Genomic DNA, 26960 nt, shown 5'->3' on the forward strand with positions numbered 1-26960 from the left:
GACCGCCGTGGCACGGAGCCCGGGCACGGCCGGTCGGCGTGCTGGGATCAGGCCAGGTAGGACACGGTGGTCATCATCCCGGCTTCCTGGTGATACGCGTTGTGGCAGTGCAGCGCCCACTGGCCGGGATTGTCGGTGTCGAATTCGATCTCCACGGTGCGCATCGGCCCGATCGTGACGGTGTCCTTGCGCAGGCCGGTGTCGGTGAGCGCGAAGGTGTGTCCGTGCAGGTGCATCGGATGGAACATGTCCGACATGTTCCGCATCCGCATGCGCACCCGCTGCCCTTCGTTGACGTTCAGGGGCGGGATGTCGGGGTGGGCGCGGCCATTAAGGGTCCACCGGTACGGCGACATGGTCCCGCCCATGTCCACGCTGTGATACACATCGTGCTCCTTCTCGGGCAGGCGCACATAGTCCCGGGGCGCGAGGTCGGTGCCGAGCAGCACCTGCCGGTCCAGCTCGCCGGGGCGAGGCTGGGCGGGCAGCGCGCCGGTGGCGGTGCGCACCAGGGCCTGCCCGTGCCCGGTCTTGCCTTCGGCCTGTGCGAACAGGGGGAAGACGCCGTCGCCGAGGGTGACGAGCACATCGACGCGTTCGCCCATCCCGATCAGCAGCGCGTCGGTGTCCTGCGGCACGACGGGGAAGCCGTCGGTGTGGGTGACGGTTATCCGGTGCCCACCGAGGGCGACGCGGAACGCGGTGTCGGCGCCGGCGTTGATGAACCGGATCCGTGCCCGCTGTCCGGGTGTCGCGGTGAACACGATCGGGTCGTCCGGGACCCGGCCGCCGACCAGAAAGTGCGGGTAGCTCACGTCCCCGGCGCCGCCGAGCAGCGGGGAGAGCATGGTCTCCTCACCCATGTCCATGCCATCCATGTCCATGGCGCCGTGGTCCATCCCGCCCATCCCGCCGTCGCCACTGTCACCGGTGGCGGCGCCGATGCCGAGGTCGCGGGCCACGTCGTCGGGGGTGCGGCCGGTGCCGTCGAGCCAGTCGTCGAGCACCACGATCCATTCGTGGTCGTAGTTGCCGGGCTCGTTCGGGTCGTCGATGACCAGGGGCCCGTACAGGCCGCGATCGAGCTGCAGCCCGGAATGCGAATGATAGAAGTAGGTGCCCGGATCGGGGACGGTGAACTCGTAGGCGAACCGGCCCCCGGCCGCGATGGGGTCCTGGGTCAGCCCGGGCACCCCGTCCATGTCGTTGCTCAACGCCAGCCCGTGCCAGTGCACGCTCGTCTGCGCCGGCAGTTGGTTGTCGACCTCGACCCGCAGCAGATCCCCGGCGCGGGCGCGGAGCAACGGCCCGGGCAGACTCTGGTCGTACCCCCAGGTCGACACGACACGTCCGCCGAGGTCCACCTGGACCGGGCGCGGCGTCAACCGGGCCGAGACCACCTGCTGGCCGCCCGGGCTGCGGCGCGCCTGCTCGGCGCGGCGCACCAGAGTCGACGAGGGCTGCACGGGGGCGCCGGTTGGCGAGCCCGATCCGGAGCAGGCCGCCAGGACTCCGGTGCCGGCGAGCAACGAGCCGAGCACGAAAGCCCGGCGGGTCACGCTAGCCACGGCCCTGCGCCTGCCTGAATTCGGGCGTGCCGGTGGTCTGTGTCAGCACCTGTCGGCGAGCCACGAATTCGTCGGAGTCGATGTCGCCGCGCGCGAACCGTGCCTCGAGCAGTCGCAGTGGATCGGCCTCCTCAGTGGTGCGGCCCGGTCCGTTGGCGCGGTCGGTGCGGAACATCATGGCCACCAGATAGATCACCACCGCCCAGAACGCGAACATGCACACGGCCATGACGATCCATCCGGTCCAGGTCAGCTCACCTGCCCAGCCCATCATGGTCGCCTCCTTTCCCAAAGTTCGTGTCTTCAGCCTGGCGCGTGTACCCCCCGATTCCTGTGGAGGTCGTATGAAGATTTGCTCAAGAAGCCCCGCCGCAGCGTCGACACCAGGAATGGCTGGTGATGATGGACGCCATGGACTCCTCTCACTCGCAGCCCACCCCGGCCGGCGACCCGGCGCCGCCGCGGCCACCGACGGGGTTGCGGGCGATGGTCGTCGAGGACGAGGCACCGTTGGCGAACCTGATCGGCTCGTATCTCGAACGCGACGGGTTCGAGACCGCGATCACCAGTGACGGCGCCGACGCCGTCACCCTCGCCCGGCAGGTCGACCCCGACGTGGTGGTCCTCGATCTCGGCCTGCCAGGACTCGATGGGGTCGAGGTGTGCCGGCAACTACGCACCTTCTCCGACGCGTACGTCGTGATGCTCACCGCCCGCACCGAAGAGATCGACACCCTCATCGGGCTGTCGGTCGGCGCGGATGACTACATGAGCAAACCGTTCAGCCCCCGCGAGCTGATGGCCCGAATCCAGGCCATGCTGCGCCGCCCCCGCACCGGCATCGCCGCACCGAGGCCGGCCGACACCACCACCACCGCTGATCTGATTCACCGTGTCGGTGACCTGACCCTCGATGTCGACGGCCGCGAGGTCACCGTCGCCGGGATGCCGGTGGCGTTGACCCGCACCGAATTCGACGTCCTTGCCGCGCTGGCGCGCGATCCCGGCGTGGTGCTCACCCGTGCCCAGCTGATCGAGACGGTGTGGGGCCCGAGCTGGACCGGCGACGAACACCTGGTCGACGTGCACATCGGTCATCTGCGCCGCAAACTCGGCGACGACGCGACCCGCGGCCGCTACGTGCGCACCGTGCGCGGCGTCGGCTACCGGATGGGCACCGGAGCATGAATCCCCAGACCCGCCCATCGAGGCCGTCGATGCGGCGGGCCCTGACCGGGTCGAGTTTCGGCACCCGACTGTTCCTCGCGTTGACCGTGGTGGTGGTCGGCTGCGCCGCCAGCGCCTGGCTCGTCGCCTCCGCCCTCGCGCCGGGCATCTTCCACGATCACCTCGGCCAGGCCGGCATCGACCACAACTCCAGCCAGGCCGCCCACGTCGAAGAAGCGTTTGCCTGGGCGATCGTCTTGGCGTGGGGCCTGGCGGTGGGGATCGCGGTGCTGCTGGCGTTGGCGGTGAGCTGGTACATCACTCGTCGGGTCCAACGCTCGCTGACGGCGGTGACCACCTCGACCGCCCGGATCGCCGGCGGCCACTACGACACCCGCGTACCCAGCCCCGGTCTCGGCCGCGAATTCGACGAACTCGCCGTCACCGTCAACGAACTCGCCCGCCGCCTCGACGCCACCGAGGCCACCCGCCGCCGGATGCTCGCCGATCTCGGCCATGAGATGCGCACCCCGATTGCGACCCTCGACTCCTATCTCGAAGCCCTCGACGACGGTGTCCGCACCCTCGACGACGACACCCGGCAGGTGTTGCGCGGCGCCACCCACCGGCTGGGGCGTCTCGCCCAGGACATCACCGCGGTCTCGCGCGCCGAAGAACACCTCACCCGTATCCGGCCGGTGCCGACCACCACCGGCACCCTCGTCACCACCGCGGTCGATGCGGTGCGTGAACGGTACGAGAGCAAAGGCGTCGAATTGCACAGCCGTCTCGACGACTCCGTGGTCGTGATTGTCGATCCCGATCGGCTCGGCCAAGTCCTGGGTAACCTGCTCGACAATGCCCTGCGCCACACCCCGGCCGGCGGCACGGTCACCGTGACCAGCAGACGGGCGAACAATGATCGGGTGGAGATCACGGTGGCCGATACCGGCGAGGGCATCGCCGCTGATCACCTCGACCATGTCTTCGACCGCTTCTACCGGGCCGACACCGCCCGCGACCGCAGGCATGGCGGCAGTGGCATCGGGTTGACCATCACCCGCGCCCTCGTCGAAGCCCACCATGGTCGTATCCGGGCCGACAGCGACGGGCCGGGACATGGAGCTCGCTTCACCCTCGATCTGCCGATCATCAGGCTCTGAACTGCAGGTGCATCACGCGGTTTCACGCCCCGCTATGCGCCGTAGGATGAGACGGAGAGGGCTTTCCCCTATTTGTAGGGGAAGCAGGCCGCAGGACTCGTTCACCTCGATTCGGCGGTTGACGGCGAGTCGAGTCCTGCCGGTTCTGTCGCCGCCACGCCACGCGCCTGCCCTCACGTCGCCGCCGCCTGCAGACGCGTGACGGCCCGAGCCCCCTCGGCACGGTCACATCCGATGAGCTCCTGCCCCGTGCCTGTGCACGGGGCAGACGCGAAGGGTGGTCACCGCCGTTCTTGAGCAAACCTTCATCAAGCGAACACCGAACGACGACGATGACCTTCTACCGTCACCTCGTGACCTTCACTGTCGCCTCCTCCTCCGCCACCACTGTCCTGGCGTCTTTACCCAGCCCTGCGCAGGGAGTGTGGTTCGCCGGTCCGATCGCAGTGCGCGCGTACGCACTGTGCATCATTATCGGCATCGCGGTGGCGATCTTCTGGGGGGAACGCCGCTGGATCGCCCGCGGTGGCCAGCGCGGCACCGTCCTCGACATCGCCGTGTGGGCGGTGCCGTTCGGGCTGATCGGCGGCCGGCTCTATCACGTCGCCACCGATTGGCAGACCTACTTTGGTCAGGGCGCCGACCCTCTCGACGCTCTGAAGATCTGGGAGGGCGGGCTCGGTATCTGGGGTGCGGTCGCCCTTGGCGGTGTCGGCGCCTGGGTCGGCTGCCGCCGGCGCGGTATTCCCCTGCCCGCCTTCGGGGACGCGCTCGCACCACCGATCCTGCTGGCCCAGGCCATCGGCCGCCTCGGCAACTGGTTCAATCAGGAACTGTACGGCCGGGAGACCACGGTGCCGTGGGGCCTCGAGATCTACCAGCGTCGCACCGACACAGGTCTGACCGGTCCGGACCTGATCGACGGCGTCTCCACCGGGCAAGTTGTCGCGGTTGTGCATCCGACATTTCTGTACGAGGTGCTGTGGAACCTGCTCATTGTGCTGGTGCTCGTGGTCGTGGACCGGCGCTTCCGCATCGGCCACGGCCGACTGTTCGCACTCTATGTCGCCGGATACTGTGCCGGGCGGTTCGTGGTCGAGCTGATGCGGTCGGATCCGGCCACCGAGATCGCTGGCATCCGTATCAACTCGATCACCTCCGCAGTGGTGTTCGTCCTCGCGGTGGCCTACGTCCTGCTCGCCCGTAAAGGACGCGAATCGGCCGACGACCTCGCATCGACCCACTCGACGCCCGCGTCCGACGACACCACCCTCGCCAAGGCCGCGGCACCGCCCTCTCCGGCGGCAGCAACTCCGGACCGGGACGACTAGACCGATGAGGTCCACAGCAGCACCGACTGCTCCCGCCCCGACCCGCGGGAGGCGCCCCGGCCGGGAATCGAGCGGGCGCACGTCCTCTTTCGCGGCCCATCGGGTGCTCTCACCGCACCCGGGTGGTCACCCGAGTGAGCCGATCAGCTCCCGGCAGGCCTGCTCGCACCGGCGACACATCTCGGCGCAGGTGCGGCAATGCGCATGATCAGAGGCGTGGCGCGCGCATTCGTCACCGCAGGCCTTGCACGCGGCCGCGCAGGTTTCCAGAATCGAGCGTGTCAGGGCGGCGTCGAAGCCGGTGCGTCGCGACAGCACCCGCCCGGTGGCCTCGCAGATGTCGGCACAGTCGAGGTCGGTGCGGATGCACGTGACCAGGTCGGCCACCTTATCTTCACTCAGACACGCATCGGCACACGCGGTGCAGGTCTGGGCGCATTCGACACACGCCTCGATACAGGCGGTCAGGTGTGCGGGATCGATCCCACGCGGATCGTTCGGGTGGGTCTCGAGCATGGTCGATACAGTGCTCATCTGTTCGTCCTTCCAGGAACAGTATGGGTCGACGGGAGGTCGACTCCGTGTCCCGGTCGCATACCCCCGGCGATCCACCAAAAACGGTCTGACATAGTTTTTCGTGTCGGGGTGCACCGATCTGCGAGTGGCACCGGCCCAGTACGCCGATGGCGTCGTGCACGCCCATCGCCTACGTGGCAGTTCGAGGATCTCGAGTCATCGCCTCCGGCATGGTTGAATTCCGGGTGGAGTCCTGAGCGTGCGGGATGCGCGCTCGACGGACGGATAGTCGGCGATGTCTACGTGGGGAGCCATGCAGGGATTGGGCGGCCTCGAGGCCGAAGTTATGAACGAGTTGTGGTCCACGGAGGAGCCCTTGTCGGTGCATGACCTCGTCGAACGCCTCAGCGACCGCAAACAGTTCGCCTACACCACCATCCTGACCGTGGTGACACACCTGCACGAAAAAGGGTGGGTGCTCCGGGAAAAACGTAGTCGTGCCTACTTCTACTCCCCGTCGCGGAGCCGCGAGGAAGCCACCTCGCAAGCCTTGCGGGCGTTGCTCGACAGCAGCGCAGACCCGGGTGCTGTGCTGCTGCATTTCGCCAAGACGGTGACCGACCCGGAATTCGATGCGCTGCGTCGGGGACGCGCCGAAGGAAGCCCGGATCGATGATCCTGGCGATGGTGCTCCTGATCGGTGCCGTATCGATCGCGCTGGCAGCGCCGCTTCTGTTGCGGCGGCTCACCGACACGTCGATGGCCCCGGCAACGGTGCTCTCGGCATGGCTCGGCAGCATCGGCGGAGCGGTGTTCTTCGGTGTCTCTGCGGTGGTTGTGCTGCTGTGGCCCGATCATGCGCCCGCCGAATCGGCTGTCGAGACACTGGCGCGGTGTTGGTCGGTGATTTCGCACGCTGCAGCACCGTGGATCATCGAGGCGGGCGCAGTTTCGGAGTTCTCGCCCTGGCCGCCGTAGCGATGCGGGCAACCGTGGTGGGACGTCGGCACACGCGCGAACAGTCCCGGGTGCGGGCGTATCACCGCGAGGTGCTGGCGATCGTGGCCCGGTCGCGGGGTGACGGTGTGATGTGGCTCGATCATCCTGTGCCGATGGCCTACAGCGTCGGTGGTCGTCCCGGAATCGTGGTGGCCACCGACGGATTGGCGGCGTGCCTGAGCGTCGGCGAACGTGAGGCCGTGCTTGCCCATGAACGGGCTCATCTGCGCGGCCAGCACCATCGCATGGTCAGTGTGTGCGCCATTCTCGCCGAGGTGTTTCCGCGTGTGCCGCTGTTCGTCGCGGCGCCGACTGCCGTCAAGATACTGATCGAACTGACCGCTGATCAGTATGCGGCCCGGGTCACCAGCGCCGCCACGGTCCACTCGGCGTTGACGGCGGTGTCAGACTCGTCACTGCCCCGGCCGGCCGGAACCCTGGGATTGAGCAACGACATGTCGCTGCGCCTGTGGGCTCTGCGCACCGCCGGCCGCACCCGCTGGCCCCGACTGTCCAACACGGCCGTGGCCACGGTCTCGATGTTCGGTCCTGTGTTCACTGTCATGCTCGGGGTCAGCGCCACGGCCGCCGTTGTGTGCGCCTGAGCCGGTGGTGCTGACCGTGCGTGCCTCGGCCGGGTGGACGACGCCTCTGACGACAGCAGTGTCGTTCTCCGGGCGTCGCCGTGAGCTGCGCACAAGCCAACCGGTCGGCCTGTTTTCCGCTGCTACAGTCGGGGAGTTGTGAGCGCAGTTGCGATACGCACCCCTCGGGTGCGGACGGTCATCGCGGCCGCTGCTGTGTTGTATCTGCTCGTGCACACGATCGCCCAATGCGGTCTCTTCCTCATCCATGGCCACGACACAGACGTGCACGTGGTGACCACGTCGACGGCGGTCGCGGCGCAGGAACAGGCCCCCGGGCACGCACACATCGAGGAAAAAGAGCATCAGGCCCACGAGGGGCACACCGTCGTCGCCACGTCCCGGTCGGACACTCCGCTGCGCCTGTCGAGTACTGCCGCTGTGATCGCTCTCGTTGCGCTGATCATGGTGGGGATTCTCGTCCCTGCGGCGCCGCCCGCCCGGGCCCCACCGGAGCCGATACCCCCCGCCCGATCCGGGCGCACCATTCTCACCGCACTCTGTATCAATCGGTGCTGATCAGCAGCTCGCAGGCCACCTCCGGGAGCTTCCCCTGGTGGCCCGCTTCGCGCTGCCCGTCACCGACACAACTGCGCCCGGCGCAGTCCGATACAGGGATTACACCTCATATGACTAGTGCTGTTCACTCCACAGCCGCTGCACCGACGTCTGCACACCTGCTGACCACCGCCCACCGCTGCCCGCAACCGGCCACCATGGTCGGCAACACTCCCGTCCTGTGGATCGGGGAACCGTTCGCCGGCACCGGCCGCGGTTTCTGGGCCAAGCTCGAAGGCAGTAACCCGGGCGGAATGAAAGACCGGCCCGCCCTGCACATGGTCGAACGCGCCAAAGCCCGCGGTGACCTCGCGCCCGGGGCGATGATCATCGAATCCACCAGCGGCACCCTCGGCCTGGGTTTGGCCCTGGCCGGGATCACTCATCACCATCCGGTCACCCTGGTCACCGACCCCGGACTCGAGCCGATCGTGCACCGGATGCTCGCCGCCTACGGCGCCACTGTCGAACTGGTCACCGATCCGCATCCGACCGGCGGTTGGCAGCAGGCGCGTCGGGACAAGGTCGCCGAACTGCTCGGCGTGCACCCCGGCTCTTGGTGCCCCGATCAATACACCAATCCGGACAACGTCGACGCTTATGAGACCCTTGCCCTGGAACTGGCCGCCCAGCTCGGCCGCGTGGACGTGCTGGTCTGTTCGGTGGGCACCGGCGGACACTCCGCCGGGGTGGCCCGGGTGCTGCGCCGGTTCTGCCCGGAGTTGAAACTGGTCGGGGTCGACACCATCGGCTCGACGATCTTCGGGCAACCCGCCCACACCCGGCTCATGCGCGGACTCGGATCGAGCATCTACCCCGACAACATCGACTACCCGGCCTTCGACGAGGTGCACTGGGTGGCCCCGCACGAGGCAGTCTGGTCCTGCCGCACCCTGGCGGCCACCCACCACGCCAGCGGCGGATGGAGTGTCGGGGCCGTCGCGTTGGCAGCCGGGTGGATCGCCCGGACCAGCGCCCCGGAAACCCGGGTGGCGGCGATCTTCCCGGACGGCCCGCAACGCTATTTCGACACCATCTACAACGATGACTACTGCGCCGAGCACGGCCTGCTCGATGCCAACCCGCCCACCGCACCGGCAACCATCGACCATCCGACCGAGCACGTCGTGTCGTCGTGGACCCGGTGCGCCACCGTCATCGATCCCACCGACGGCGCGTCATGACCGCCCTGGTGACGCAGTTCCGCAGCTTCGACCGGCCCGCACAGGTGTTGATGGTCAACCAGTTCTCCATCAACATCGGTTTCTACATGCTGATGCCGTACCTGGCGGGATACCTCGCCGGGCCGCTCGGGTTGGCGGCGTGGGTGGTCGGGCTGGTGCTGGGGATGCGCAACTTCTCCCAGCAGGGCATGTTCCTGGTCGGCGGCACCCTCGCCGATCGGCTCGGATACAAGCCGTTGATCGTGGCCGGATGCCTGCTGCGGGTGGCCGGGTTCGGACTGCTCGCCGCCGTCGAGTCCCTTCCGGCGATCCTGATCGCCTCGGTGGCCACCGGATTTGCCGGGGCGCTGTTCAATCCGGCGGTGCGCGCCTACCTCGCTGCCGATGCCGGTGCGCGACGGGTGGAGGCGTTCGCGGTGTTCAACGTCTTCTACCAGGCCGGGATTCTGCTGGGTCCGCTGGTCGGGCTCGCCCTGACCACCTTCGACTTCCGGGTCACCGCGCTGGCGGCGGCCGCGGTGTTCGCCGTGTTGACCGTGGTGCAGATCTGGGCGCTGCCGGCCCACCGCGCTGCCCCGGTCGCCGACAAGACCTCCGTGCTCGACGATTGGCGGGTCGTCGCCGCGAACCGCCCATTCGTGCTGTTCGCGGTCGCGATGATCGGGTCCTATGTGCTCTCGTTCCAGGTGTATCTGGCGTTGCCGCTGCAAGCGGCGCGGATCGTCGGAGACGGCCGCTCCGACACCGCACTGGTGACCTCCCTGTTCGTGGTCTCCGGGATCGTCGCGATCGTCGGGCAGTTGCGGATCACCTCCTGGTTCGCTCGCCGGTGGGGGTCGGGACGCAGTCTGGTGATCGGCATGCTCATCATGGCGTCCGCGTTCGTGCCGTTGGTGCTGGTCCCCAGCCCGGAGGCGCTGGGCGGCGCGGTCGCGGCGGGCGCATTGATCCTCACGGCAGCCCTGCTGGCCGTGGGCACTGCGGCGGTGTTCCCGTTCGAGATGGACACCGTCGTCGCCCTCGCCGGCGGCCGGTTGGTGGCCACTCACTACGGGTTCTACAACACGATCGTCGGCATCGGGATCCTGGTGGGCAACTTCGGCACCGGGGCGGTGTTCGGGTTTCTCACCGGCGCGGGACTGGGCTCGCTGATCTGGGTGGCGCTTGCCGGTGTCGGCGCCATCTGTGTGGCCGCGCTGCTCGTCCTGGATCGCTCCGGGCGGCTGCGCCCACCAACGCAGGAGGTTCCGGCCGCGGTGCAGCCGGAGAGGGAAACGGGCACCGATTCGGCGGCCAGCGGTGAGGTGCGCGCTCGCCGGTGACCCGGCCACCGGCCAATCTCCCGGTCAGGCGGCCCGCTCACTGCGTCGAGGCAGTGAGCGGGCCGCCGTGCTGGGCGAGTCGACTACTTCGACTCAGGCGCGAAGAGGGCCAGGGGCCGAGGAGCGACTCGTCCCGCCTATCGCTGCCCGCCCGCGAGCCCGGACGGGTCGGCCGGCGGAACGGTCACCGCTGGGCACCTTCATCGGTGATCCGTGGGGCTTGCTGATGGCCTGAGGGTGACGGCGGCGATCACCGCCCCGGCAAGGGCGAGCCCGGCGGCGATGCCGAACCCGAGGCTCCACCCGGCTGTGATGGCCGCGGGTGTGGCTTCCCCGTCGGCGGCCAGATGGGTGGTTCTGGTGGCGCTGGCCGTGGTGAGCACCGCGAGTCCGATAGCGCCGCCGAGTTGCTGGCCGGCATTGAACAGCGCCGAAGCGACCCCACCATCATCAGGATCCGCGCCCGACACAGCGGCCGTGGTCAGCGGTACAAAGGCCAAGCCCAGGCCGAGCCCGGCCAGCACCACCCCTGGCAGCACAGTGCCTAGGTAACCGGCGTCCGGCCCGATGCGCATCAATAGTCCGACACCGGCGGCAACCAGCAGCGATCCGACGGCAACGAGTTTGTGAGCTCGGGCCGAAGCGAACGGCCCTCCAGCCAGCCGTGCCGCGATCGCGAGGGCGACCGTCATCGGTAGAAACGCCAGCCCGACCTTCACCGGGCTGTACCCGAGAACAGTGGCCAGGAAAATGCTGAGGAAGTAGAACAAGGCGTAGATCGCGACGCCGAAGATCAAGCCGACCACATCCGCCCCCAGCACAGTGCGGTTCCGCAACAGGCGCAACGGCACCAGCGGATCGTCGTGGCGGGCTTGTAACAACCCGAATGCGGTCAGCAGTAAGAGCGCCGCTCCCAGCGCAACCAGTGTGTCGGTCGAGGCCCATCCCGCGTCGGTGGTTCGGACCAGGCCGTAGACCAGGGCCATCAGGCCGCCGGTCGCGGTCAGGGCCCCTGCCATATCGATCCTGCCGACCCGGCCGCCCTCCCCGGTCGGCAAGACGACAATTGCCAGCCCAGCGGCTGCGATCGCGACAGGGACGTTGATCCAGAACACCCAAGGCCACGACAGCATCTGGGTCAGTAGGCCGCCCAGGATCAGGCCCAGCGCGGTGCCGCCAGCGGTGACACCGGCCCACACTCCCAGGGCCACTGCCCGGGCCCGGCCCACGGGGAAGACCATCAGCAGCAACGCCAGCGCTGCTGGTGCCATCAGGGCCGCACCGATACCTTGTACCGCCCGTGCTGCTACCAGTAGCGCAGCCGTATCGGCCCAGCCGCCCAGTAGTGAGGCACCGGCGACGGTCAGTGCTCCGGTGACGAACATCCGGCGCCGCCCGAACCGGTCGGCCAGGCGCCCGCCGAGCAGCAACAGCCCACCGAAGGCGAGGGTGTAGGCGGTGATCACCCACTGAAGGTCCTGGAGTGGAAAGCCCAAGTCGTCGCGAATGGCCGACAACGCCACGTTCACGATCGTCGCGTCGATCACGATCAGTAGTTGGCTGCCCGCCAGCACCGCGAGCGCCCAGCGCCCATGCTTTCGGGCCGGCGCTGTTCGGTGCGGCTGTGGCGGGGCCGCGCTCGCCTCGTTGGTCATGTATTGCCCCTCCCGATCGTTTACTCAACGAGCGTAGAGCGAACGCCGCAGTCGGTCAACGCGCGTAGAGTGAGCGGCATGGTGGAGGCAGATCAGGGGCAGGTTTCGCGGGCAGAACGCCGCAAGCGAACCGAGGCAGCGGTCCTGTCGGCGGCCCGCAGACAGTTCGCCGAGCATGGCTTCGAACGCACCACGATCAGGGCCGTCGCCGCCGACGCCGGGATCGACCCAGCACTGGTGATGCAGCTATTCGGCAACAAAGAGCAGCTGTTCAGTGCAGCAGCTCATGCCAGCGTCGACCTGCACAGCTTGGTCGAGGCGCCGGCCGCTGACCTACCCGAAGCGGCGGCGGCGCACCTGTTCTCGGGATTCGAGGACCCTTCACGGCGAGAGGGCTCCGAGGCGCTGCTGCGCAGCTGCCTGACTCACCCCCTGGCTGGGAAGATTTTGCGCGATCAGGTCATGGCGCCGGCTCAAGCGACCGTCGCCGCGACCATCGGCGGCACCGACGCCGAATTGCGGGCAGCGGTATTGAACGCCTGCACACTGGGGGTCACCATCGCGCGGTACCTGCTGAAAGTCCCAGCGATGGCCCAAGCCGACCGAGGCGACCTCGAGAGAATCCTCGAACCGGCGCTGCGCGCCCTGGTGCAGGCGCAACCGGATCCTTCAGATCATCGACCGGTCTAGAGCAACACGAGGAACGCCAGCTCAGTCGGGATCAGAGTAAAACGGGAACAGCTCCGTACGGCTGACCGTCAGGAAATTCCGCAGACGTTCCAACTGTGCATCCGCGAATGCCGCGTCGCCACAAATCCCAACCTCCGACATGCCGACTGACGACATCGGCCGCCAACCACTGAACGCCCGGCTCACAGCTCGACTCGGCGAATCAAAACCAGACCAGGGACTACGTCATATCGGTTGTTGTGTGCCGTTACTACCGGGATCCCCAGAATGCGGCGGAGGCGGTGGTGTAGCCGCGCTCCGGCGTCGCCCGAATCTGGGCGAGCAGTGCATCCACGCGTGATGCCGAGCCCGCCCCTGGACGGGACGACGACTCGGCATCACCAGAACGATCGTGCTGTGGGCGGTGGGTCAGGTGCGCGACAAGTCTGTCTGGGCGACACCTCGCGCGGACAGCCACTGGATCGGATCGACCTTCGTGCCGTCCGGATCGGTGGTTTCGAAGTGCAGATGAGGCCCGGTGGACTCGCCGCGGTTACCGACGGTGGCGATCTGCTCGCCGGCTTGGACCTGCTGGCCGGCCGCAACCAGGGTTTCGTTGATATGCCCGTAGGTGCTCGTCGAGCCGTCGTCGTGTCGGATCTGGACCCACAGGCCGAATCCGGAGGCGGGGCCGGAATCGATCACCGTGCCGGCGGCCGCGGCATAGACCGGTGTGCCGATGCTGTTGGCGATGTCGAGCCCGGAGTGGGTGGCACCCCACCGCGGCCCGAAGGCCGAGGTCACGGTACCCGACACCGGCGCGACCGCCAAGGGCTGCGGCACCCACGACGAGACGCTCGGGGGCGTCCAGTTCCACGAGGCCGCCGGGTCCGGGGCGGGCGCGTGGACGTGGTCCCCGGCCGGAGGGGACGTCGCAGCGGTATCGACAGTCGGGGTGCTTTCCGGACCCGCAAGATCCGGGGCGGCCTGCCACGGGTCATGGGCAGTGTGGTCCGGCGCGGGGTGCAGGCGGTGTGTGGCGGCGATCTGTTCGATGGCGGCGCCGACCCCGGGCAGTACGGTCTCGGCTGCCGCGAGGGGCGCTGTCGCGGGCGGGGCGGCGTACATATCGCTGCTCTCCTCGACCGGGTGTGCGCCGGCTGCGGCCGGGGCAGCGAGCTGCGAGCCCACCGCCAAAAACGCCCCGGTCGCGACCGCGGACGCCCAGGCGGTGGTGTGCGTCGCGCGGGCGGGCTGGGCCCGGTGGCGGCCGCCACGAACCGGATACCCCGACCGGAATGTCTCATTTTCATCACAATGATATTCGGTCCTGGGGGGTGTGGAGAGGCGGTGTCGTCCCACTGAAGTACTCCTTGACGTGCAGGTTTGCCCGATCCCTTCACGAGGCCGGACACTGAAGATAACGAAACGATATACGAAGACGGCGCTAAAAACTACGTTTCTTAGTACTTCATCAGGGAGTGGTGCGCTGGCGACGACGGCCCAGCAGGGCAGCAACGACCACCACAGCGAACACCGCTTCCGGCCACGAACCCAGCCGAGTAGCCAAGGTCGACCCGGTGCTCAACGGGAGCTCTCCGACGAGTACGTCGGCGGTGAACATCGCGCTCTGCTCGGTGACCTGCCCGTCGGGGGTGATCAGCGCACTGACCCCGCTGGTGGCCGCGACGACCACCGAGCGGCCGTGCTCGACGGCGCGCACCCGCGACATCGCCAGTTGCTGGTAGGTCATCTCGGTGCGCCCGAAAGTGGCGTTGTTGGTGGGCACGGTGATCAACTGGGCACCCGCGCGGACCGACTCGGTCACAGCGTCGTCGAAGGCGACTTCGTAGCAGGTCGCGACCGCAATCGGCACCCCGTTGAGGTCGACCCGGCCGGTACCGGTGCCGGGAACGAAGTTGCCGACCTGCGTTGCCGCCGGTACGAGCTGTTCGATCACCGGACGCAGCGGCAGATATTCACCGAAGGGCACCAGATGACGTTTGCGATGCTGCTGGCCGGGACCGGTGTCCGGATCCCACACCAGCGCGCTGTTGCTGCTGGTGCCATCGCCGTTGCCGAGCACCGCACCGACGAGGATGGGCACTCCGATCGCCGCGGCCGCCCGGTCGAGTGCGGTGCGGGCATCGCGGTGTCGCAGCGGGTCGATGTCCGAGGAGTTCTCCGGCCACACCACCAACTGCGGGCGCGGATACCGTCCGGCAGCCACCTCGGCGGCGAGTTGCTCGGTGGCTGCCACGTGGTTGTCGAGCACCGCCCGGCGCTGAGCATTGAAATCGAACCCCATCCGCGGCACGTTGCCCTGCACCGCGGCCACGGTGACCGTCGGCCCGGCCACGGTCGAGATCTGAAGATCCGCGGCGAACGGAGCAAGCGCCAACGGCGCCGCGGCCAGCAGCCCACACCCCAGGGCGCCGCGGCCGCGTCCGGCCCGTACCCGGCCCACGCCCGCGACGACGGCGGTCCCGATCAGGGCCACGACAAAGCTCACCCCCGGTGCTCCGGCGAGCGAAGCCAGCGGCAGCAATGGCCCCTCGGCCTGCCCGAATGCGAGCCGCCCCCAGGGAAAGCCCCCGAACGGTATCCGCGCCCGCACCGCCTCGGTGACCACCCAGGCACCGGCGATCGTCAGCGGTGCGGCCGGGCGGCGGCTCAACACCGCGGCCAGCGCCCCGAACGCGCCGACGGCCACCGCCTGGGCGGCGGCCAGCGCCAGCCACGGCATCGCCCCGACGTACACCCCGACCCACGGCAGCAACGGCAGGAAAAAACCCAGGCCGGCGAGATATCCGTAGCCGAATCCGCCCTTGGCGGAGCGGTGCGCCACCGCTGCGGTGAGCACCGCGATCGCGATCGGCGCCAACCACCAGGACGTGCGGGGCGGAAAGCTCGCATAGAGCCCCAGCCCCGCCACGATCGCCGCCGCGCACCGCCACAGCACCCCGGGCCAGGAGCCACGGCGCCGCAGCACCGCAGCGGGAATGTCGACGACCCCGGTCGCGACGGTCATCGGCGGACCCTTTCTCGAGAGACGGTGCACGGCCCCCGCGCGCAGCAGTCCGAAGCTCCGCCCGATGCGGCGGACAGAGGTCAGTTCAGGCCCGCGTAGGAGTGCAGCCCGGAGACGACCATGTTGATGACGAACAGGTTGAACAGCGTGGCGACGAAGCCGGCGATGTTGATCCAGGCCGCTCGGGTCTCACGCCAGCCGGCGGTGGCGCGGGCGTGCAGGTAGGCCGCGTAGACCACCCAGGCGATGAACGAGACGGTTTCTTTCGGGTCCCAGCCCCAGAACCGACCCCAGGCCGCTTCGGCCCAGATCGCGCCGAGAATGACCCCGGCCCCGAACAACGGAAACGCGAAGATCGTCGTGCGGTAGGCCAGGCGGTCGAGGGCGCGGGCGTCCGGGAGGCGCTGCACGAGTCGGGCCAGCCGCGTCTGGGGGCGTTGTTCGGCCTTCAACGCCAGCAGGAACAACGTGCTGGCCACCCCGGAGACGAGGAATACACCGCTCGAGACCGAGACCACCGAGACGTGGATCGGCAGCCAGAACGACTGCAGCGCGGGCACCACCGGGGCGGCATCGGCATAGAGCACGGTGCCGGCAACGAACAGCAGGAGCAGCACCGGGATCAGCGCGAAAGCCCACAGCACCCGCAGCGCCGGGCGGCGCAACACGATCAACCCGGCGAGCACCCCGATCGCGCAGGTGACGGTGACGAACTCGTACATGTTGCCCCACGGGAAACGGGAGGTGGCCAGCCCGCGCAGCACCATCGAACCGACGTGCAGGACCAGGGCGACTGTGAGCACGCTGACACCCATGCGGCCGAGCCGGTCCGATACCTCCCGTCGGGGTGGCTCGACGACCCGTCCGGGCTCGTCGGCCGAACCGGCAGCAGCAGCGGCCACAGGTACCAGTTCCGGTGCGGTGCGGCGTACCCGCACCGCCGCGAACTCGGCGACGAACAGCACCAGCGCCAGCAGATAGACGACAAAGGCAGTTTCGAAGCTCAGATCGGAGTAGCGAGCGAGGGTCTCGTCGATCGGCATGGCTCTATCGGCCTTCTTTCGCAGCAGAGGGGGTCTCGGGCAGCAGACGCTGGCACAGGTCGGTGAACTCCGATCCCCACCCAGCCTGGTCGGTGCGGGCCAACCCCCCGAGCTCGACGGCGGTGCCGCCGCCCGCGGGGCGCAGCCGCACCCAGATCCGGCGGCGCTTGATCACCAGCGAGGCCAACAGCCCGCCCATCATGGTGATCGCGAAGACCAGCACCCAGTTCTGAGCGGGATCGTGAGACACCTGCAGGTAGGCGAATTCCTCGGCGCCGTCGAACCGCACCGCGGTGCCATCGGCCAAGGTGGTGGACTCGCCGGGCCGCAGGTTGACCCGCGCCTGTTTGACCAACCGGCCCTGATTGATCATCTCGGAGTTCAGTGTGAAGATCGACTGCGGAATGCCGGTGTCCAGACCGGTGTCACCCTTGTAGATGTCGATGGCCACGGCCGGATCGAGCATGTCGGGAAACGCCGAGGTCAGCAGTGTTCCGTCGAATGCTGCGGTGGGGGCGAACAGCCCCTCGAGCGCGATCTGGTTGCGGCGCCGCTCATCCGGATCCGGATAGGTACCGCCGGGAGGATCGAAACGCATAGCCCCGCTGCTGAGGAACGTGGTGGCGTCCTCGGGCGCGAACTGCAACGTTTCGGTGCGCGACTGTCCGTCGGGGAAGATCACGGTGAACCGGGGGGGCATACCCGTGGCCGGTGAGATAGACCCGTTCGTTTCCGAGGCGCAGCGGCTCGTTGACTCGCAGCCGGTACGGGTGCCACCGGTCGGTGCCGATGTCCGCGCCGCGCTGGTAGGAAATGTTCGAGGTGAACATTTCCGCTTGGCCGTTGTCGAGGTAGTCGGCGGAAAAGTCTTCGACCTTGAGGCAGAACGGATCCAGGCCGGTGCCGTCGGTGGCGGTACCGGGACGGAACGAGTCGTACACCGCCGGGGAAGTGTTGCACAATCCCGGCCCGCCGTCGGCGATGACGATCACCGACCCCTCATACCCGAACAACCGCCCGGTGGCCACGGCCACCAGCACCCCCACCAGGGAGAAGTGGAAGACCAGGTTCCCGACCTCGCGCAGATACCCTTTTTCCGCCGAGATCGACTGCTGTCCGTCAGGTCCGGTGCGTGTGATGGTGCGCCACCGCCGCAACACGGTCTGTACCTGCTCGGCGGTTTCGTCGATCGGGGTATTCACCTCACCCTGATGGTGATGCGGCAGCCGGACCAGATTTCGAGGCACGGGCACCGGCTCGCTGCGCACGGCCCGCAGGTGTTCGCGCAGCCGCGGCAGCAGACATCCGATGAGCGAGATCATCAGCAGCACGTAGATAGCGGTGAACCAGAAGCTGGCGAACACGTCGAACATCTCGAGCCGATCCAGGATCGGGCCGAGAACCGGGCGGTCGGCGATGTACTCGTCGACCTTGCCGGCGTTGAGGTTGCGCTGGGGCAGCAGCGCCCCAGGAATGGCGGCGACCGCGAGCAGGAACAGCAGCACCAGCGCGGTGCGCATCGAGGTGAGCTGACGCCACAGGTTCCGGACTTCGGCGAGGGCGCGCCGCCCCGGGGACGGCCGCGAAAGCGGCGGGGCCGGCGGCAGGTCGGGGTCGGTGACGGTCATATCGGCAGCACCACGTCGGTGACGAACTCGTCCCGGATCCAGGCGATGAACATCTCCCACACTCCCGTGGTCAAGGCGATCCCGACGGCGATGAGCATCACGCCGCCGACGATCTGAATGTGGCGCGAATGGCGACGTAGCCATCCGACACCGCGCAGGGCCGAGGCCGACCCGAACGCCATGGCCACGAACGGCAGGCCCAGTCCCAGGCAGTACGCGACGATCAACAGCACTCCGCGGGCCGCGGTGGTGCCCTCGGTGCCGGCGGCCACGGACAGCACCCCGGCCAGCGTCGGGCCCAGGCACGGTGTCCACCCGAGGGCGAACACTCCGCCGAGCACGGGAGCCCCGGCGAGCGAGGAAATGCGCCGGGGCGCGAACCGGGTGTCTTTCTGCAGCGCCGGAACCAGCCCGATGAACACCAGCCCCATCACGATGGTGACCACCCCGCCGACGCGTTGGAGCAACTCCTGGTTGATCCGCAACGCCCCGATCACCCCGAACACCGAGGCGGTGGCCAGCACGAACACCACGGTGAACCCCGCGACGAACAGACCGGCGGCGCCGGTGACCCGCCACCGTCCCGCGGTACGCACACCGGTAGTGGTGGTGGAGGTGGTCCGCTCTTCGGCGGTCAGCGCCGGGGCGTCAGCGCCGGAGATCCCGGCCAGATACGACAGATAACCCGGCACCAGGGGCACCACGCACGGGGAAGCGAACGAGATCAACCCGGCCAACACGCACGCGCCCACCGCCAACAGCAACGGCCCGGACGCGGCCGCGTCCTGAAAACTCGCACCGATTCCTTGAGCAAGCACGATCATTGTTCGACCGCCCCTGGTTCGGCCGCTACTCGTTCGATGACCGGTTGCAGGTCTTCGGTCAGCAGCGCCCGTAGGAACACCGCGGCCACCCGATGCTGCCGATCGAGCACGAGTGTGGACGGGATGACACTTGTGGGGAAATTGCCGCCGAGGGCGGTCAGCGTGCGCATCGGCGGGTCATAGATCGACGGGTAGGTGACCTGGTTGTCGATGACGAAGTCCTGCGCCTTATCGCGTTGGGGGTCACGGACGTTGATGCCGAGAAACTGCACCCCCAGGTCGCGGGTGGCGTCGAACGCCCGGCCGAGGTCGTCGGTTTCGCTGCGGCACGGTGCGCACCACTGGCCCCACAGATTGATCACCACCACCTGACCGGCGTAGTCGGCCAGATCGACCGTGACATCGTCGGCCATCAGGTCCGGGCCGGACAAGGGCCCGAGGGTTCCGCGCTCGGAGGGCGGATCGTGGTCGATCGATCACAGCAAACGGCCGGACATCTCGTGCGACTGCAGTCCGCTGTTCCTGCGGCCGTGGCCTTACCTCGTCGATCCGATGACGTCGCCGACGCAGAACTGCACGGCATGGACCGTCGCGGTATCGGATCTCGATGTCGTGCGCCCTCGGGTTCAGCGGTGGGTCTCGCCCTCCGGGCGGTGATGACTGCCCGCGGCGGTCGTCGAGGTGAGGGTCAGACTGCCACCGCGGTCGACGACGTGCACGCTGGTGCCGATGATGTCGGCACCACCGGCGAGAATCTGTGCGCCGCCCGAGTCGGTATGACCCGACACGCGTCGCCCATCCGGGGTCGCACCGATGAGGAAGCCGACCGAAGGGGTGCCATCGCGGCCGAATTCCGCGGTGGCCGTGATGATCTCGACCTCACCTGAATAGTCGACTGCGGCCTCCGGTGCCGACGCGGGCATCAGTACCGGTTCCGGATCGCCGATGTACCCGTCGGTGTGCGGTGCGCATCCGAGCACCACGACATGCTGGTAGGTGAGGTATCCGCCGTTGCCGTGTACCAGCGCGAGCTCGCCGTCGGTGCGTAGGCGACGCGCGACCGCGACGATCGAATGCAGTGTGTAACTGTTGAGCGGGCCACCGAAGAACGAGTGGCCACCGGTGACCGACGGGACGGTGTCGCGCGGGAGGCCGAGATGCTCGACGAGCAGCTTGGGTACCACCGGGAAGCAGCTGTAGGCATCGATGACGTCGAAGTCGGTTGCGCGGAGGTCGGCGCGGTCGAGGGTGCGCCGGAGGGCGTCGGCGAGCGCGGCGGAGTGGCCGAAATCAGCACGGGCGAGAATGTCTGCCGGTTCGGTCGCGCCCGCGCCGCCCCACACGTAGAGCACGTGATCGTCGGCGACGCCGAGTTCACGTGCGGTCGCAAGTGAGGTGACGACGACGGCCGCTGCCTGGTCGACGAACGGCATCGCATTCATCAGCAGGGGGTACGGATCGGTCACCGCGCGGTTCTTCGGTCCGACGGTGCGGATGTCCTCGGCGGTGCGCAGGTCCGGATTCCACGAGGCGGGGTTGTCTGCCGCGATCGCGGAGAAGGCGCCGTAGAGCTGCGCGGACCACTCGATCGACTTCTCGCGGGAGTGTCCGAGCCGGTGGCTGAACCGGTTCTCGAACAGCGGATACACGCGAGTGGGGACTACCATCGCGGCGTGCTGCATCGCGGCGCTGCCCAGATCGTCCGGATCGAACGCTGGGGGACCGCCGGGAGCGGTGACCCAGCCGAGTGCGGTCGGGTCGGTCCCGGCCTTGAGAGCGTTGGTGACCGAGGCCTGCGTCTCGCCGCCGACGAGCAGCGCGACGGAGCTGGTTCCGGCCGCGATGTCGTGCGCGATGCGGTCGAGCAGGGCTGCCGGCCAGTGGCCGCCGATTGGGGTCGTCGACGTGTGCTCGGGTGTGGCACCGATGCGTTCGGCGAGCAGTCCGGGCAGGTCGTCGTACGACCAGCTCGCCGTCTTCACCGCGCGGACGGTATCGATGCGGGCGGTCAGTTCGTCGGCTGCACCGGTGTCGGCCAGCGCGGCGCGTGTTGCCTCGACGATGAGGTCGAGTGGTTCTCGTGGATCGGCGGGCGAGCCGGCGCGTCCGGATCGCAGGTCGCCGACACCGATGACGACGGGTGTCCGTGCCGGATCTGTCATGGCTGCCTCCGGATGGTCGGGGAGTGGCACCCCGGAGCGTAATACGGACTGATTCAGTCTGTATATATGGGTGCGGTCTGGCACACTCGTGACGTGACCGATGGACCTGCTCCCCGGCGTCGCGGCCGACCCCGCGACGCCGACCTCGAGGACCGGGTCTTCGATGCCGTGCTCGAGGTCTACGCCGAGACCAGCTGGCGCGGCTTCACTCTCGACGCGGTAGGGCGCCGGGCACGTGTCGGCCGCGCGGCGCTGTACCGGAGGTGGGACACCAAGGACGACCTCCTCGTCCAGGCCCTCGAGGCCCGCAGCCCACTGCCCGAACCGATCGACACCGGCGCGCTCCGCTCCGACCTCATCGAGCTGGCACGACAACTCCTGCACGGGTATCGCACACCGTCAGGTCTGGTCAGCTTGCGCGTGGCACTCGACTCGCGGGTCAACCCCGAACTGCTCGCCCGCTTGACCGAGACACTCAACCGCAGCCGGGTCCTCGCAGCGCGCACCATTGTGCATCGGGCGGTCGAGCGCAGCGAACTCGACGCGGGCACCTCGGTCACGTTGCTGCTCGAGATCGTGACCGGCGCGGTCCTCAGTCACGCACTGTTCGGGTTGGCCGAGCCCGCGCCGGGCGACGACGACGCCTACGCGGACCTCGTCGTCGATGTGGTTCTCGCGGCGCTGCAAAATGCCGCCCGCGGGTTCGATCCGAAACGCCGGAACCGGTCCGTGACCGAACTGCAATCGAGCTGATCGGCGGGTCTTCGAATCGGGCGTCGCCCGACCGTCATCCGGGCTAGCCTGGCAAACAGGTACACGGTGACAGGAGATCAGCGATGGATCTGGAGGCGATGGAGCAGATTGCGCAGGTCAAGTATCGCTACGCGAGAACTCTCGATACGAAGAACTGGGCAGAACTCTCCGACACCCTCGTTCCCGAGGCGACAGCCGTGTACGGAGAGCATCTCAGTTTCGAATCTCGAGACGTCTTCATCAACTTCCTCGAGAACACGCTCGGACTCCATATGGTCACAGAACATCACTGCAGTCACCCCGAGATCCGGATCGAGGAGAGCGGCCGAAGCGCAACGGGCACCTGGCTGCTCGCCGATACCGTGATCGTTCCGGAAGACGGCATGATCCTGCGCGGATCGGCGTACTACCACGACCGGTACGTCCGCTGCGACGACGGCGCCTGGCGGATCACGCACACCGGATACGAACGCAACTGGGAGACGGTCGTCTCCCTCGCAGATATGCCGTCGTTCCGGTTGAGCAGTAACCGATGGACGCTGCTTCAACAGCCACCAGCGCGTCCTGAACCACGCGCGTCCTGAACTGCACCACAGTGATGTGACGTCCGAAAGGAGAGATGTCCATGGCGACTCCCGACACGGTGTTTCCTCCCGCCGGCGCGATCCCGTATCTCACGGTGGCGCGGGGGCGCGACGCAATCGACTGGTACACAAGCGCATTCGGTGCGACTCTGCAGGGCGAGCCGATCTTCATGGACGACGGCAGGCTCGGCCACGCCGAACTCGGCTTCCCGACGGGCATGGTGTACCTCGCGGAAGAGTTCCCGGAGATGGGCATGACCGCACCGGCCGGGGGAGCCACATCGGTGAGCCTGATGCTTCCGGTCGCCGACACCGACACCGTCCTCGAACGCGCCCGTGCTGCCGGAGGTCGGGTCGAACGGTGGATCTCGGAGAACCACGGTCACCGCAACGCCACGTTGATCGACCCGTTCGGGCATCGGTGGATGCTCGTCGGCCCGATCACCGGCGACCCAGCGACCGGCGAACCGTAGAATTCCACCGACCCGCGCGCGCACCTCACGCTCGAGTCGCGCACGACCGGTAGGCTCCGGCCCGTGAAAGAGTCGTTCATCCGCACACACGTCGCCAACGGGGTCGGCGAGGTGCAACTCGACCGGCCCGAAGCGCTCAACGCGCTCGAGGGGTCGATGATCCGAGACATGCACGCTGCACTGTTGCAGTGGCGTGACGACCCCGCCGTGACGGCGGTGCTCGTCACGAGCCTCTCCGACCGGGCTTTCTGCGCGGGTGGAGACATCAAACCCGCCCGCGACGCGGTGTTGGCAGGCGACTTCGACACGGTGCGCGCGTCCTTCGCGGCCGAATATCGGCTCGACGAACTCGTGGCCACCTACCCGAAGCCGTATCTCGCGGTCCTCGACGGCGTCACCCTGGGCGGTGGACTCGGGATCTCGGTGCACGGTGCCGTGCGGGTCGTGACGGAGAAGGCGTCGTTCGCGATGCCCGAGACCGCGATCGGGTTCATCCCCGATGTCGGGTCGAGCCACTTCCTTCCCCGCCTGCGCGGCACCGCTGTGCGGTGCGACGCGGTCGGGATGTACCTGGCGGTGACGGGAACTCGCATCGGAGCCGGTGATGCTCTGGCGGTGGGCCTCGCCACCCATTTCGTTCCCAGCGACCGCGTCGACGACCTTGCCGAGCGCATCCGCGCGGGTCACTGGCAGGATGCGCTCGACGAATTCGTCGTGCCTGCACCGGAATCCGAACTCGAACAGCGCTTCGCCGACATCGAGACCGTGTTCGGAGACGGCACGATCGACGACATGCTGAACCGGCTCACGAATGCCGACTCCGAAATCGATGCCGAGTGGGCCGATCGGACGCGCGCGGCGGTGCGCGCACTGTCGCCGACCAGCGTGTGCGCCACCGTCGACCTGATGCGGCGCGGTGCCGAGAGCACCCTCGACGAATGCCTCGCTCGCGAACTCGAGGTGGCCGTGCGGATCAGCGCGGAACCCGACTTCGCAGAAGGCGTGCGCGCCGTGCTCGTCGACAAGGACCGCTCACCGCGATGGTCGCCATCGCAGGTCGAGGAGATCGACCCGGCGACCATCGCCGCACTGTTCGCCTGAGCGGGGTCGGCGTCCCGAGTGGCTCAGCGAGTGAAGCGATGCGGTGACTGCAGGTCGACCACGATCGACTGACCACCGAGCTTCGCGTGGATCTCGGGCTTCTCGAGACCACCGGCCACGAGGTACTCACCGAGGAGCTGGAGCAGTTCGTCGTTGTCGATGGTCGGGTCGATTCCGTGGGATGACCGCGAACCGAGCTCGCCGTGGGCCAGACGCGCAGCGATCCGCACCGACGCGACACCCATCGAGTTGCGGCGTGAGGGCACGCCGGACGCCGAGGCGGTGCCGAGCGTGTTCGCCGAGGTGGTGCCGACCGTACCCGAGGTATCGGTCGTCGAGCCGTTGGTGCTGGTCGTGCTGCCGTTGGTGCTGGTGCTCGTCACCGAGGACGTCCCTTCGTTCGTGGTTCCGGCGGCCACCCCGCCGGCCGGGTTGCGGTCGATCGCGTGCACACCCGAGGGGTCTTCCACGGTGAGCACAGTCATCGGTGTACTACTCGGGAGCGGTGTGCTCGGCAGCGGGTATACGAAGGTGCCCGACCTCTTCGGACCCTTCGACCGGCCACCGGACCCGGACTGTCGGGTCTCGTTGGTGCTGGTCTCGGTCTCCCCGCTCTTCGGCAGTTCTTCCGACGGCACGGACGATGCATCGTCGTTCATTGACAAGCTCCTGAAATCACCCGAGCGTGCGTGCTCGACGGCAGCAAAATACCAGCCGAAGGGTGTCCGCGTCACCCCGTATGTCCGGTATCTGCCGTCGGCGGGTCAATCCGTCGCGGCGACCAGGGGCTCGAGAGTGAGATCGGGGAGTTCCTTCTGGATGTACTGCAGCCGCCACTTGTCACTGACGAGCGCGAGCAGCACACCGTCGGACCGCTCGAACACCTCGACGCCACGCTGACGGTTGAGTTCCACGGTCGACCCCGCGTCGGTGCGGCGCGCCAGCGCATACCCGAGCGGCTCGATCTTCGGGTCGACGTTGTACTCGGCCTTCATCCGCGCCGCGACCACCTCGAACTGCATGGGCCCGACCGCCGCCATCACCGGCGACGCATCGCCACGGATGTCGTTGCGGAGGATCTGCACGACGCCTTCGGAATCGAGCTGGTCGACGGCCTTGCGGAACTGCTTGTACTTCGAGGCGCTCTCGGCCCGCAGGATCGCGAAGTGCTCGGGCGCGAACGACGGAATGGGCGGGAACTCGACCTTCTTGTCGACGTACAACGTATGGCCGGGTGCCAGGGCGGTGGCGTTGACCAGCCCGACCACATCGCCGGGGTAGGCGTTCTCGACCGTGGTGCGTTCGCGTCCGAAGACGGTGAGGGCGTACTTCGTCGCGAACGGCTTGCCGGTCTGGGCGTGGGTGACGACCATGCCGCGCTCGAACACACCCGATACGACGCGCATGAAGGCGAGCCGGTCGCGGTGGGCGGTGTCCATCCCGGCCTGGACTTTGAACACCACGGCGCTGAACGGGTCGTCGACTTCGCGGGGCGTGTCGTCGATCGCGAGGCGGCTCCGCGGCGGCGGCGCAAGTGCGACGAGAGTGTCGAGGATCTGCCGGACACCGAAGTTGAGCATGGCGGACGCGAAGATCACCGGCGACGTCTGGCCCGCCAGGAACAGCTCCTGGTCGTGATCCTGCCCGCTCGCCGACAGCAGCTCCGATTCCTCGGCGGCCTCGACCCAGGTGTCGCCCTCGCGTTCGAGCGCGACCTCGGGGGACAGATGCTCCTCGGGGGCGATCTTCGCGCCACCCGCGGTGCGCGTGAACTTGATGTATTCGACGGCTTCGCCCGCATGATCGTCCTGGCCGCGTCGCAGGAGACCACGGAAATCGCCCGCGATACCCACCGGCCAGAACAGCGGCGTGGGGGTGAGACCGATGCGCTCCTCGATCTCGTCGAGCAGCTCGAGAGGCGTCTGACCGGGCCGGTCCCATTTGTTGATCACCGTGATCACCGGGATACCGCGGTGGCGGCACACCTGGAACAGCTTCAACGTCTGCGGTTCGAGGCCCTTTGCGGCGTCGATGAGCATCACTGCCGCGTCGACCGCGGTGAGTACCCGGTAGGTGTCCTCCGAGAAGTCGGAGTGACCGGGCGTGTCGACGAGATTGATGACGTTGACTGTGTCGACAGCGGTGACACCGTCTTCCGTCTCCGGGGCCTCGGACGACGCGTAGTTGAACTGCAACGCGGTGGAGCTGACGGAGATACCGCGGGCCTTCTCCATCTCCATCCAGTCGGACACGGTGGACTTGCGGCCCGCCTTGCCGTGCACGGCGCCTGCCTCGGAGATGACCTTCGCGTGCAGTGCGAGGGCCTCGGTGAGAGTGGACTTACCGGCGTCCGGATGGGAGATGACGGCGAACGTGCGCCGTCGCAGCGCCTCGGAACGGACTGCGTTCGACGAAGCGGGCTTCGCGGCGTTGGTGGATTCGCTGGCGGAGGCGGGCGGGGTACTCAACGCGGAAACCTCTCGAAACTTTTTGGTCGGTGTTCTATCGCAGGCAACTTCTCCATGTTACTAGGCGATTCGGTGTCGTTTTCCCTCACATTCGATCACGTTTCTCCGGGGAGGCTT

Annotated in this window: 23 protein-coding genes and 3 pseudogenes; 13 read left to right on the plus strand and 13 right to left on the minus strand. The window is 68.0% G+C overall.

What is annotated here, in order from left to right; all coding sequences use genetic code 11:
- Positions 1-47 precede the first annotated feature (47 nt).
- Positions 48-1568, minus strand: a complete 1521-nt coding sequence (locus ACFWCF_RS17800) for a multicopper oxidase family protein (RefSeq protein WP_231780562.1) — start codon at positions 1566-1568, stop codon at positions 48-50.
- Positions 1561-1842 (minus strand): SHOCT domain-containing protein, encoded by a 282-nt coding sequence (locus tag ACFWCF_RS17805; RefSeq protein ID WP_138846397.1) that lies wholly within the window; start codon positions 1840-1842, stop codon positions 1561-1563. Before ACFWCF_RS17805 ends, ACFWCF_RS17800 begins: the two co-directional genes overlap by 8 nt.
- A gap of 212 nt (positions 1843-2054) precedes the next feature.
- Here ACFWCF_RS17805 and ACFWCF_RS17810 point away from each other — a divergent pair, with 212 nt between their 5' ends.
- The 3 genes from ACFWCF_RS17810 (at position 2055) to lgt (ending at position 5229) form a co-directional block, all read left to right on the plus strand.
- On the plus strand, positions 2055-2756 hold the full coding sequence (locus ACFWCF_RS17810; RefSeq protein WP_378564079.1) for a winged helix-turn-helix domain-containing protein: 702 nt from the start codon (positions 2055-2057) through the stop codon (positions 2754-2756).
- Positions 2753-3898: a sensor histidine kinase gene (locus tag ACFWCF_RS17815; RefSeq protein ID WP_378563912.1), complete on the plus strand. Its 1146-nt coding sequence runs from the start codon at positions 2753-2755 to the stop codon at positions 3896-3898. The genes ACFWCF_RS17810 and ACFWCF_RS17815 overlap by 4 nt, the downstream gene beginning before the upstream one ends.
- 353 nt (positions 3899-4251) lie before the next feature.
- The gene (lgt, locus tag ACFWCF_RS17820; RefSeq protein ID WP_231780564.1) at positions 4252-5229 is read left to right on the plus strand and encodes a prolipoprotein diacylglyceryl transferase; all 978 of its coding nucleotides are present in this window, start codon (positions 4252-4254) and stop codon (positions 5227-5229) included.
- Between the two features lie 126 nt (positions 5230-5355).
- Here the strand turns inward: lgt and ACFWCF_RS17825 are convergent, their stop codons facing one another.
- Positions 5356-5763, minus strand: coding sequence for a four-helix bundle copper-binding protein (locus tag ACFWCF_RS17825; RefSeq protein WP_231782058.1), 408 nt, complete (start codon positions 5761-5763; stop codon positions 5356-5358).
- Positions 5764-6058: 295 nt separating this feature from the next.
- Between ACFWCF_RS17825 and ACFWCF_RS17830 the strand changes: the two genes are divergently transcribed.
- The 5 genes and pseudogenes from ACFWCF_RS17830 (at position 6059) to ACFWCF_RS17850 (ending at position 10452) form a co-directional block, all read left to right on the plus strand.
- Positions 6059-6421, plus strand: coding sequence for a BlaI/MecI/CopY family transcriptional regulator (locus ACFWCF_RS17830; protein WP_231780565.1), 363 nt, complete (start codon positions 6059-6061; stop codon positions 6419-6421).
- Positions 6418-7349: pseudogene (locus ACFWCF_RS17835) on the plus strand (M56 family metallopeptidase). The gene ACFWCF_RS17830 and the pseudogene ACFWCF_RS17835 overlap by 4 nt, the downstream one beginning before the upstream one ends.
- A gap of 138 nt (positions 7350-7487) precedes the next feature.
- On the plus strand, positions 7488-7907 hold the full coding sequence (locus tag ACFWCF_RS17840) for a hypothetical protein (RefSeq protein ID WP_231780567.1): 420 nt from the start codon (positions 7488-7490) through the stop codon (positions 7905-7907).
- A gap of 110 nt (positions 7908-8017) precedes the next feature.
- Complete coding sequence (locus ACFWCF_RS17845; RefSeq protein WP_269456318.1) at positions 8018-9130, plus strand: PLP-dependent cysteine synthase family protein; 1113 nt, start codon at positions 8018-8020, stop codon at positions 9128-9130.
- Complete coding sequence (locus ACFWCF_RS17850) at positions 9127-10452, plus strand: MFS transporter (protein ID WP_231780568.1); 1326 nt, start codon at positions 9127-9129, stop codon at positions 10450-10452. Before ACFWCF_RS17845 ends, ACFWCF_RS17850 begins: the two co-directional genes overlap by 4 nt.
- A gap of 200 nt (positions 10453-10652) precedes the next feature.
- Here the strand turns inward: ACFWCF_RS17850 and ACFWCF_RS17855 are convergent, their stop codons facing one another.
- Positions 10653-12107 (minus strand): MFS transporter, encoded by a 1455-nt coding sequence (locus ACFWCF_RS17855; protein WP_378563919.1) that lies wholly within the window; start codon positions 12105-12107, stop codon positions 10653-10655.
- A 78-nt stretch (positions 12108-12185) separates the two neighbouring features.
- On the opposite strand from ACFWCF_RS17855, the gene ACFWCF_RS17860 reads away from it, so the two are divergent.
- On the plus strand, positions 12186-12797 hold the full coding sequence (locus ACFWCF_RS17860; RefSeq protein WP_378563922.1) for a TetR family transcriptional regulator: 612 nt from the start codon (positions 12186-12188) through the stop codon (positions 12795-12797).
- 408 nt (positions 12798-13205) lie between these two features.
- Here ACFWCF_RS17860 and ACFWCF_RS17865 read toward each other — a convergent pair whose 3' ends face one another.
- The 7 genes and pseudogenes from ACFWCF_RS17865 to ACFWCF_RS17895 all read right to left on the minus strand — a co-directional run bounded on the left by ACFWCF_RS17865 (position 13206) and on the right by ACFWCF_RS17895 (position 21464).
- Positions 13206-13967 carry a M23 family metallopeptidase gene (locus ACFWCF_RS17865; protein WP_231780571.1) on the minus strand — a complete coding sequence of 254 codons (762 nt, stop codon included), beginning with the start codon at positions 13965-13967 and terminating at the stop codon, positions 13206-13208.
- Positions 13968-14250: 283 nt separating this feature from the next.
- Positions 14251-15807: an apolipoprotein N-acyltransferase gene (gene lnt / locus ACFWCF_RS17870; RefSeq protein WP_231780572.1), complete on the minus strand. Its 1557-nt coding sequence runs from the start codon at positions 15805-15807 to the stop codon at positions 14251-14253.
- Positions 15808-15887: 80 nt separating this feature from the next.
- Positions 15888-16850, minus strand: coding sequence for a c-type cytochrome biogenesis protein CcsB (gene ccsB / locus ACFWCF_RS17875; RefSeq protein WP_378563927.1), 963 nt, complete (start codon positions 16848-16850; stop codon positions 15888-15890).
- A gap of 4 nt (positions 16851-16854) precedes the next feature.
- Positions 16855-18478: pseudogene (locus ACFWCF_RS17880) on the minus strand (cytochrome c biogenesis protein ResB).
- A complete protein-coding gene (locus tag ACFWCF_RS17885) occupies positions 18475-19302 on the minus strand; it encodes a cytochrome c biogenesis CcdA family protein (protein ID WP_378563930.1) in 828 nt (275 codons plus the stop codon). Before ACFWCF_RS17885 ends, ACFWCF_RS17880 begins: the two are co-directional and overlap by 4 nt.
- A pseudogene (locus ACFWCF_RS17890) lies at positions 19299-19775 on the minus strand (TlpA disulfide reductase family protein); the annotation flags it as partial. The pseudogene ACFWCF_RS17890 and the gene ACFWCF_RS17885, both read right to left, overlap by 4 nt.
- A gap of 153 nt (positions 19776-19928) precedes the next feature.
- A complete protein-coding gene (locus ACFWCF_RS17895; protein ID WP_378563933.1) occupies positions 19929-21464 on the minus strand; it encodes an acetyl-CoA acetyltransferase in 1536 nt (511 codons plus the stop codon).
- Positions 21465-21557: 93 nt separating this feature from the next.
- On the opposite strand from ACFWCF_RS17895, the gene ACFWCF_RS17900 reads away from it, so the two are divergent.
- The 4 genes from ACFWCF_RS17900 (at position 21558) to ACFWCF_RS17915 (ending at position 24375) form a co-directional block, all read left to right on the plus strand.
- Entirely contained in the window at positions 21558-22217 is a 660-nt protein-coding gene (locus tag ACFWCF_RS17900) for a TetR/AcrR family transcriptional regulator (RefSeq protein WP_378563936.1), read from the plus strand.
- Positions 22218-22300: 83 nt separating this feature from the next.
- Complete coding sequence (locus ACFWCF_RS17905; protein ID WP_378563939.1) at positions 22301-22801, plus strand: nuclear transport factor 2 family protein; 501 nt, start codon at positions 22301-22303, stop codon at positions 22799-22801.
- A 41-nt stretch (positions 22802-22842) separates the two neighbouring features.
- Positions 22843-23274 carry a VOC family protein gene (locus tag ACFWCF_RS17910; protein ID WP_378563942.1) on the plus strand — a complete coding sequence of 144 codons (432 nt, stop codon included), beginning with the start codon at positions 22843-22845 and terminating at the stop codon, positions 23272-23274.
- A 63-nt stretch (positions 23275-23337) separates the two neighbouring features.
- Entirely contained in the window at positions 23338-24375 is a 1038-nt protein-coding gene (locus tag ACFWCF_RS17915; RefSeq protein WP_378490438.1) for an enoyl-CoA hydratase/isomerase family protein, read from the plus strand.
- A 23-nt stretch (positions 24376-24398) separates the two neighbouring features.
- Here the strand turns inward: ACFWCF_RS17915 and ACFWCF_RS17920 are convergent, their stop codons facing one another.
- Together ACFWCF_RS17920 and ACFWCF_RS17925 are read right to left on the minus strand one after the other, a co-directional pair.
- Complete coding sequence (locus ACFWCF_RS17920) at positions 24399-25034, minus strand: hypothetical protein (RefSeq protein ID WP_378563945.1); 636 nt, start codon at positions 25032-25034, stop codon at positions 24399-24401.
- Positions 25035-25139: 105 nt separating this feature from the next.
- Positions 25140-26843, minus strand: a complete 1704-nt coding sequence (locus ACFWCF_RS17925) for a peptide chain release factor 3 (protein ID WP_378563948.1) — start codon at positions 26841-26843, stop codon at positions 25140-25142.
- Positions 26844-26960: the final 117 nt, after the last annotated feature.

It is taken from the genome of Rhodococcus sp. NPDC060090, from assembly GCF_042729855.1.
GTDB lineage: Bacteria > Actinomycetota > Actinomycetes > Mycobacteriales > Mycobacteriaceae > Rhodococcus.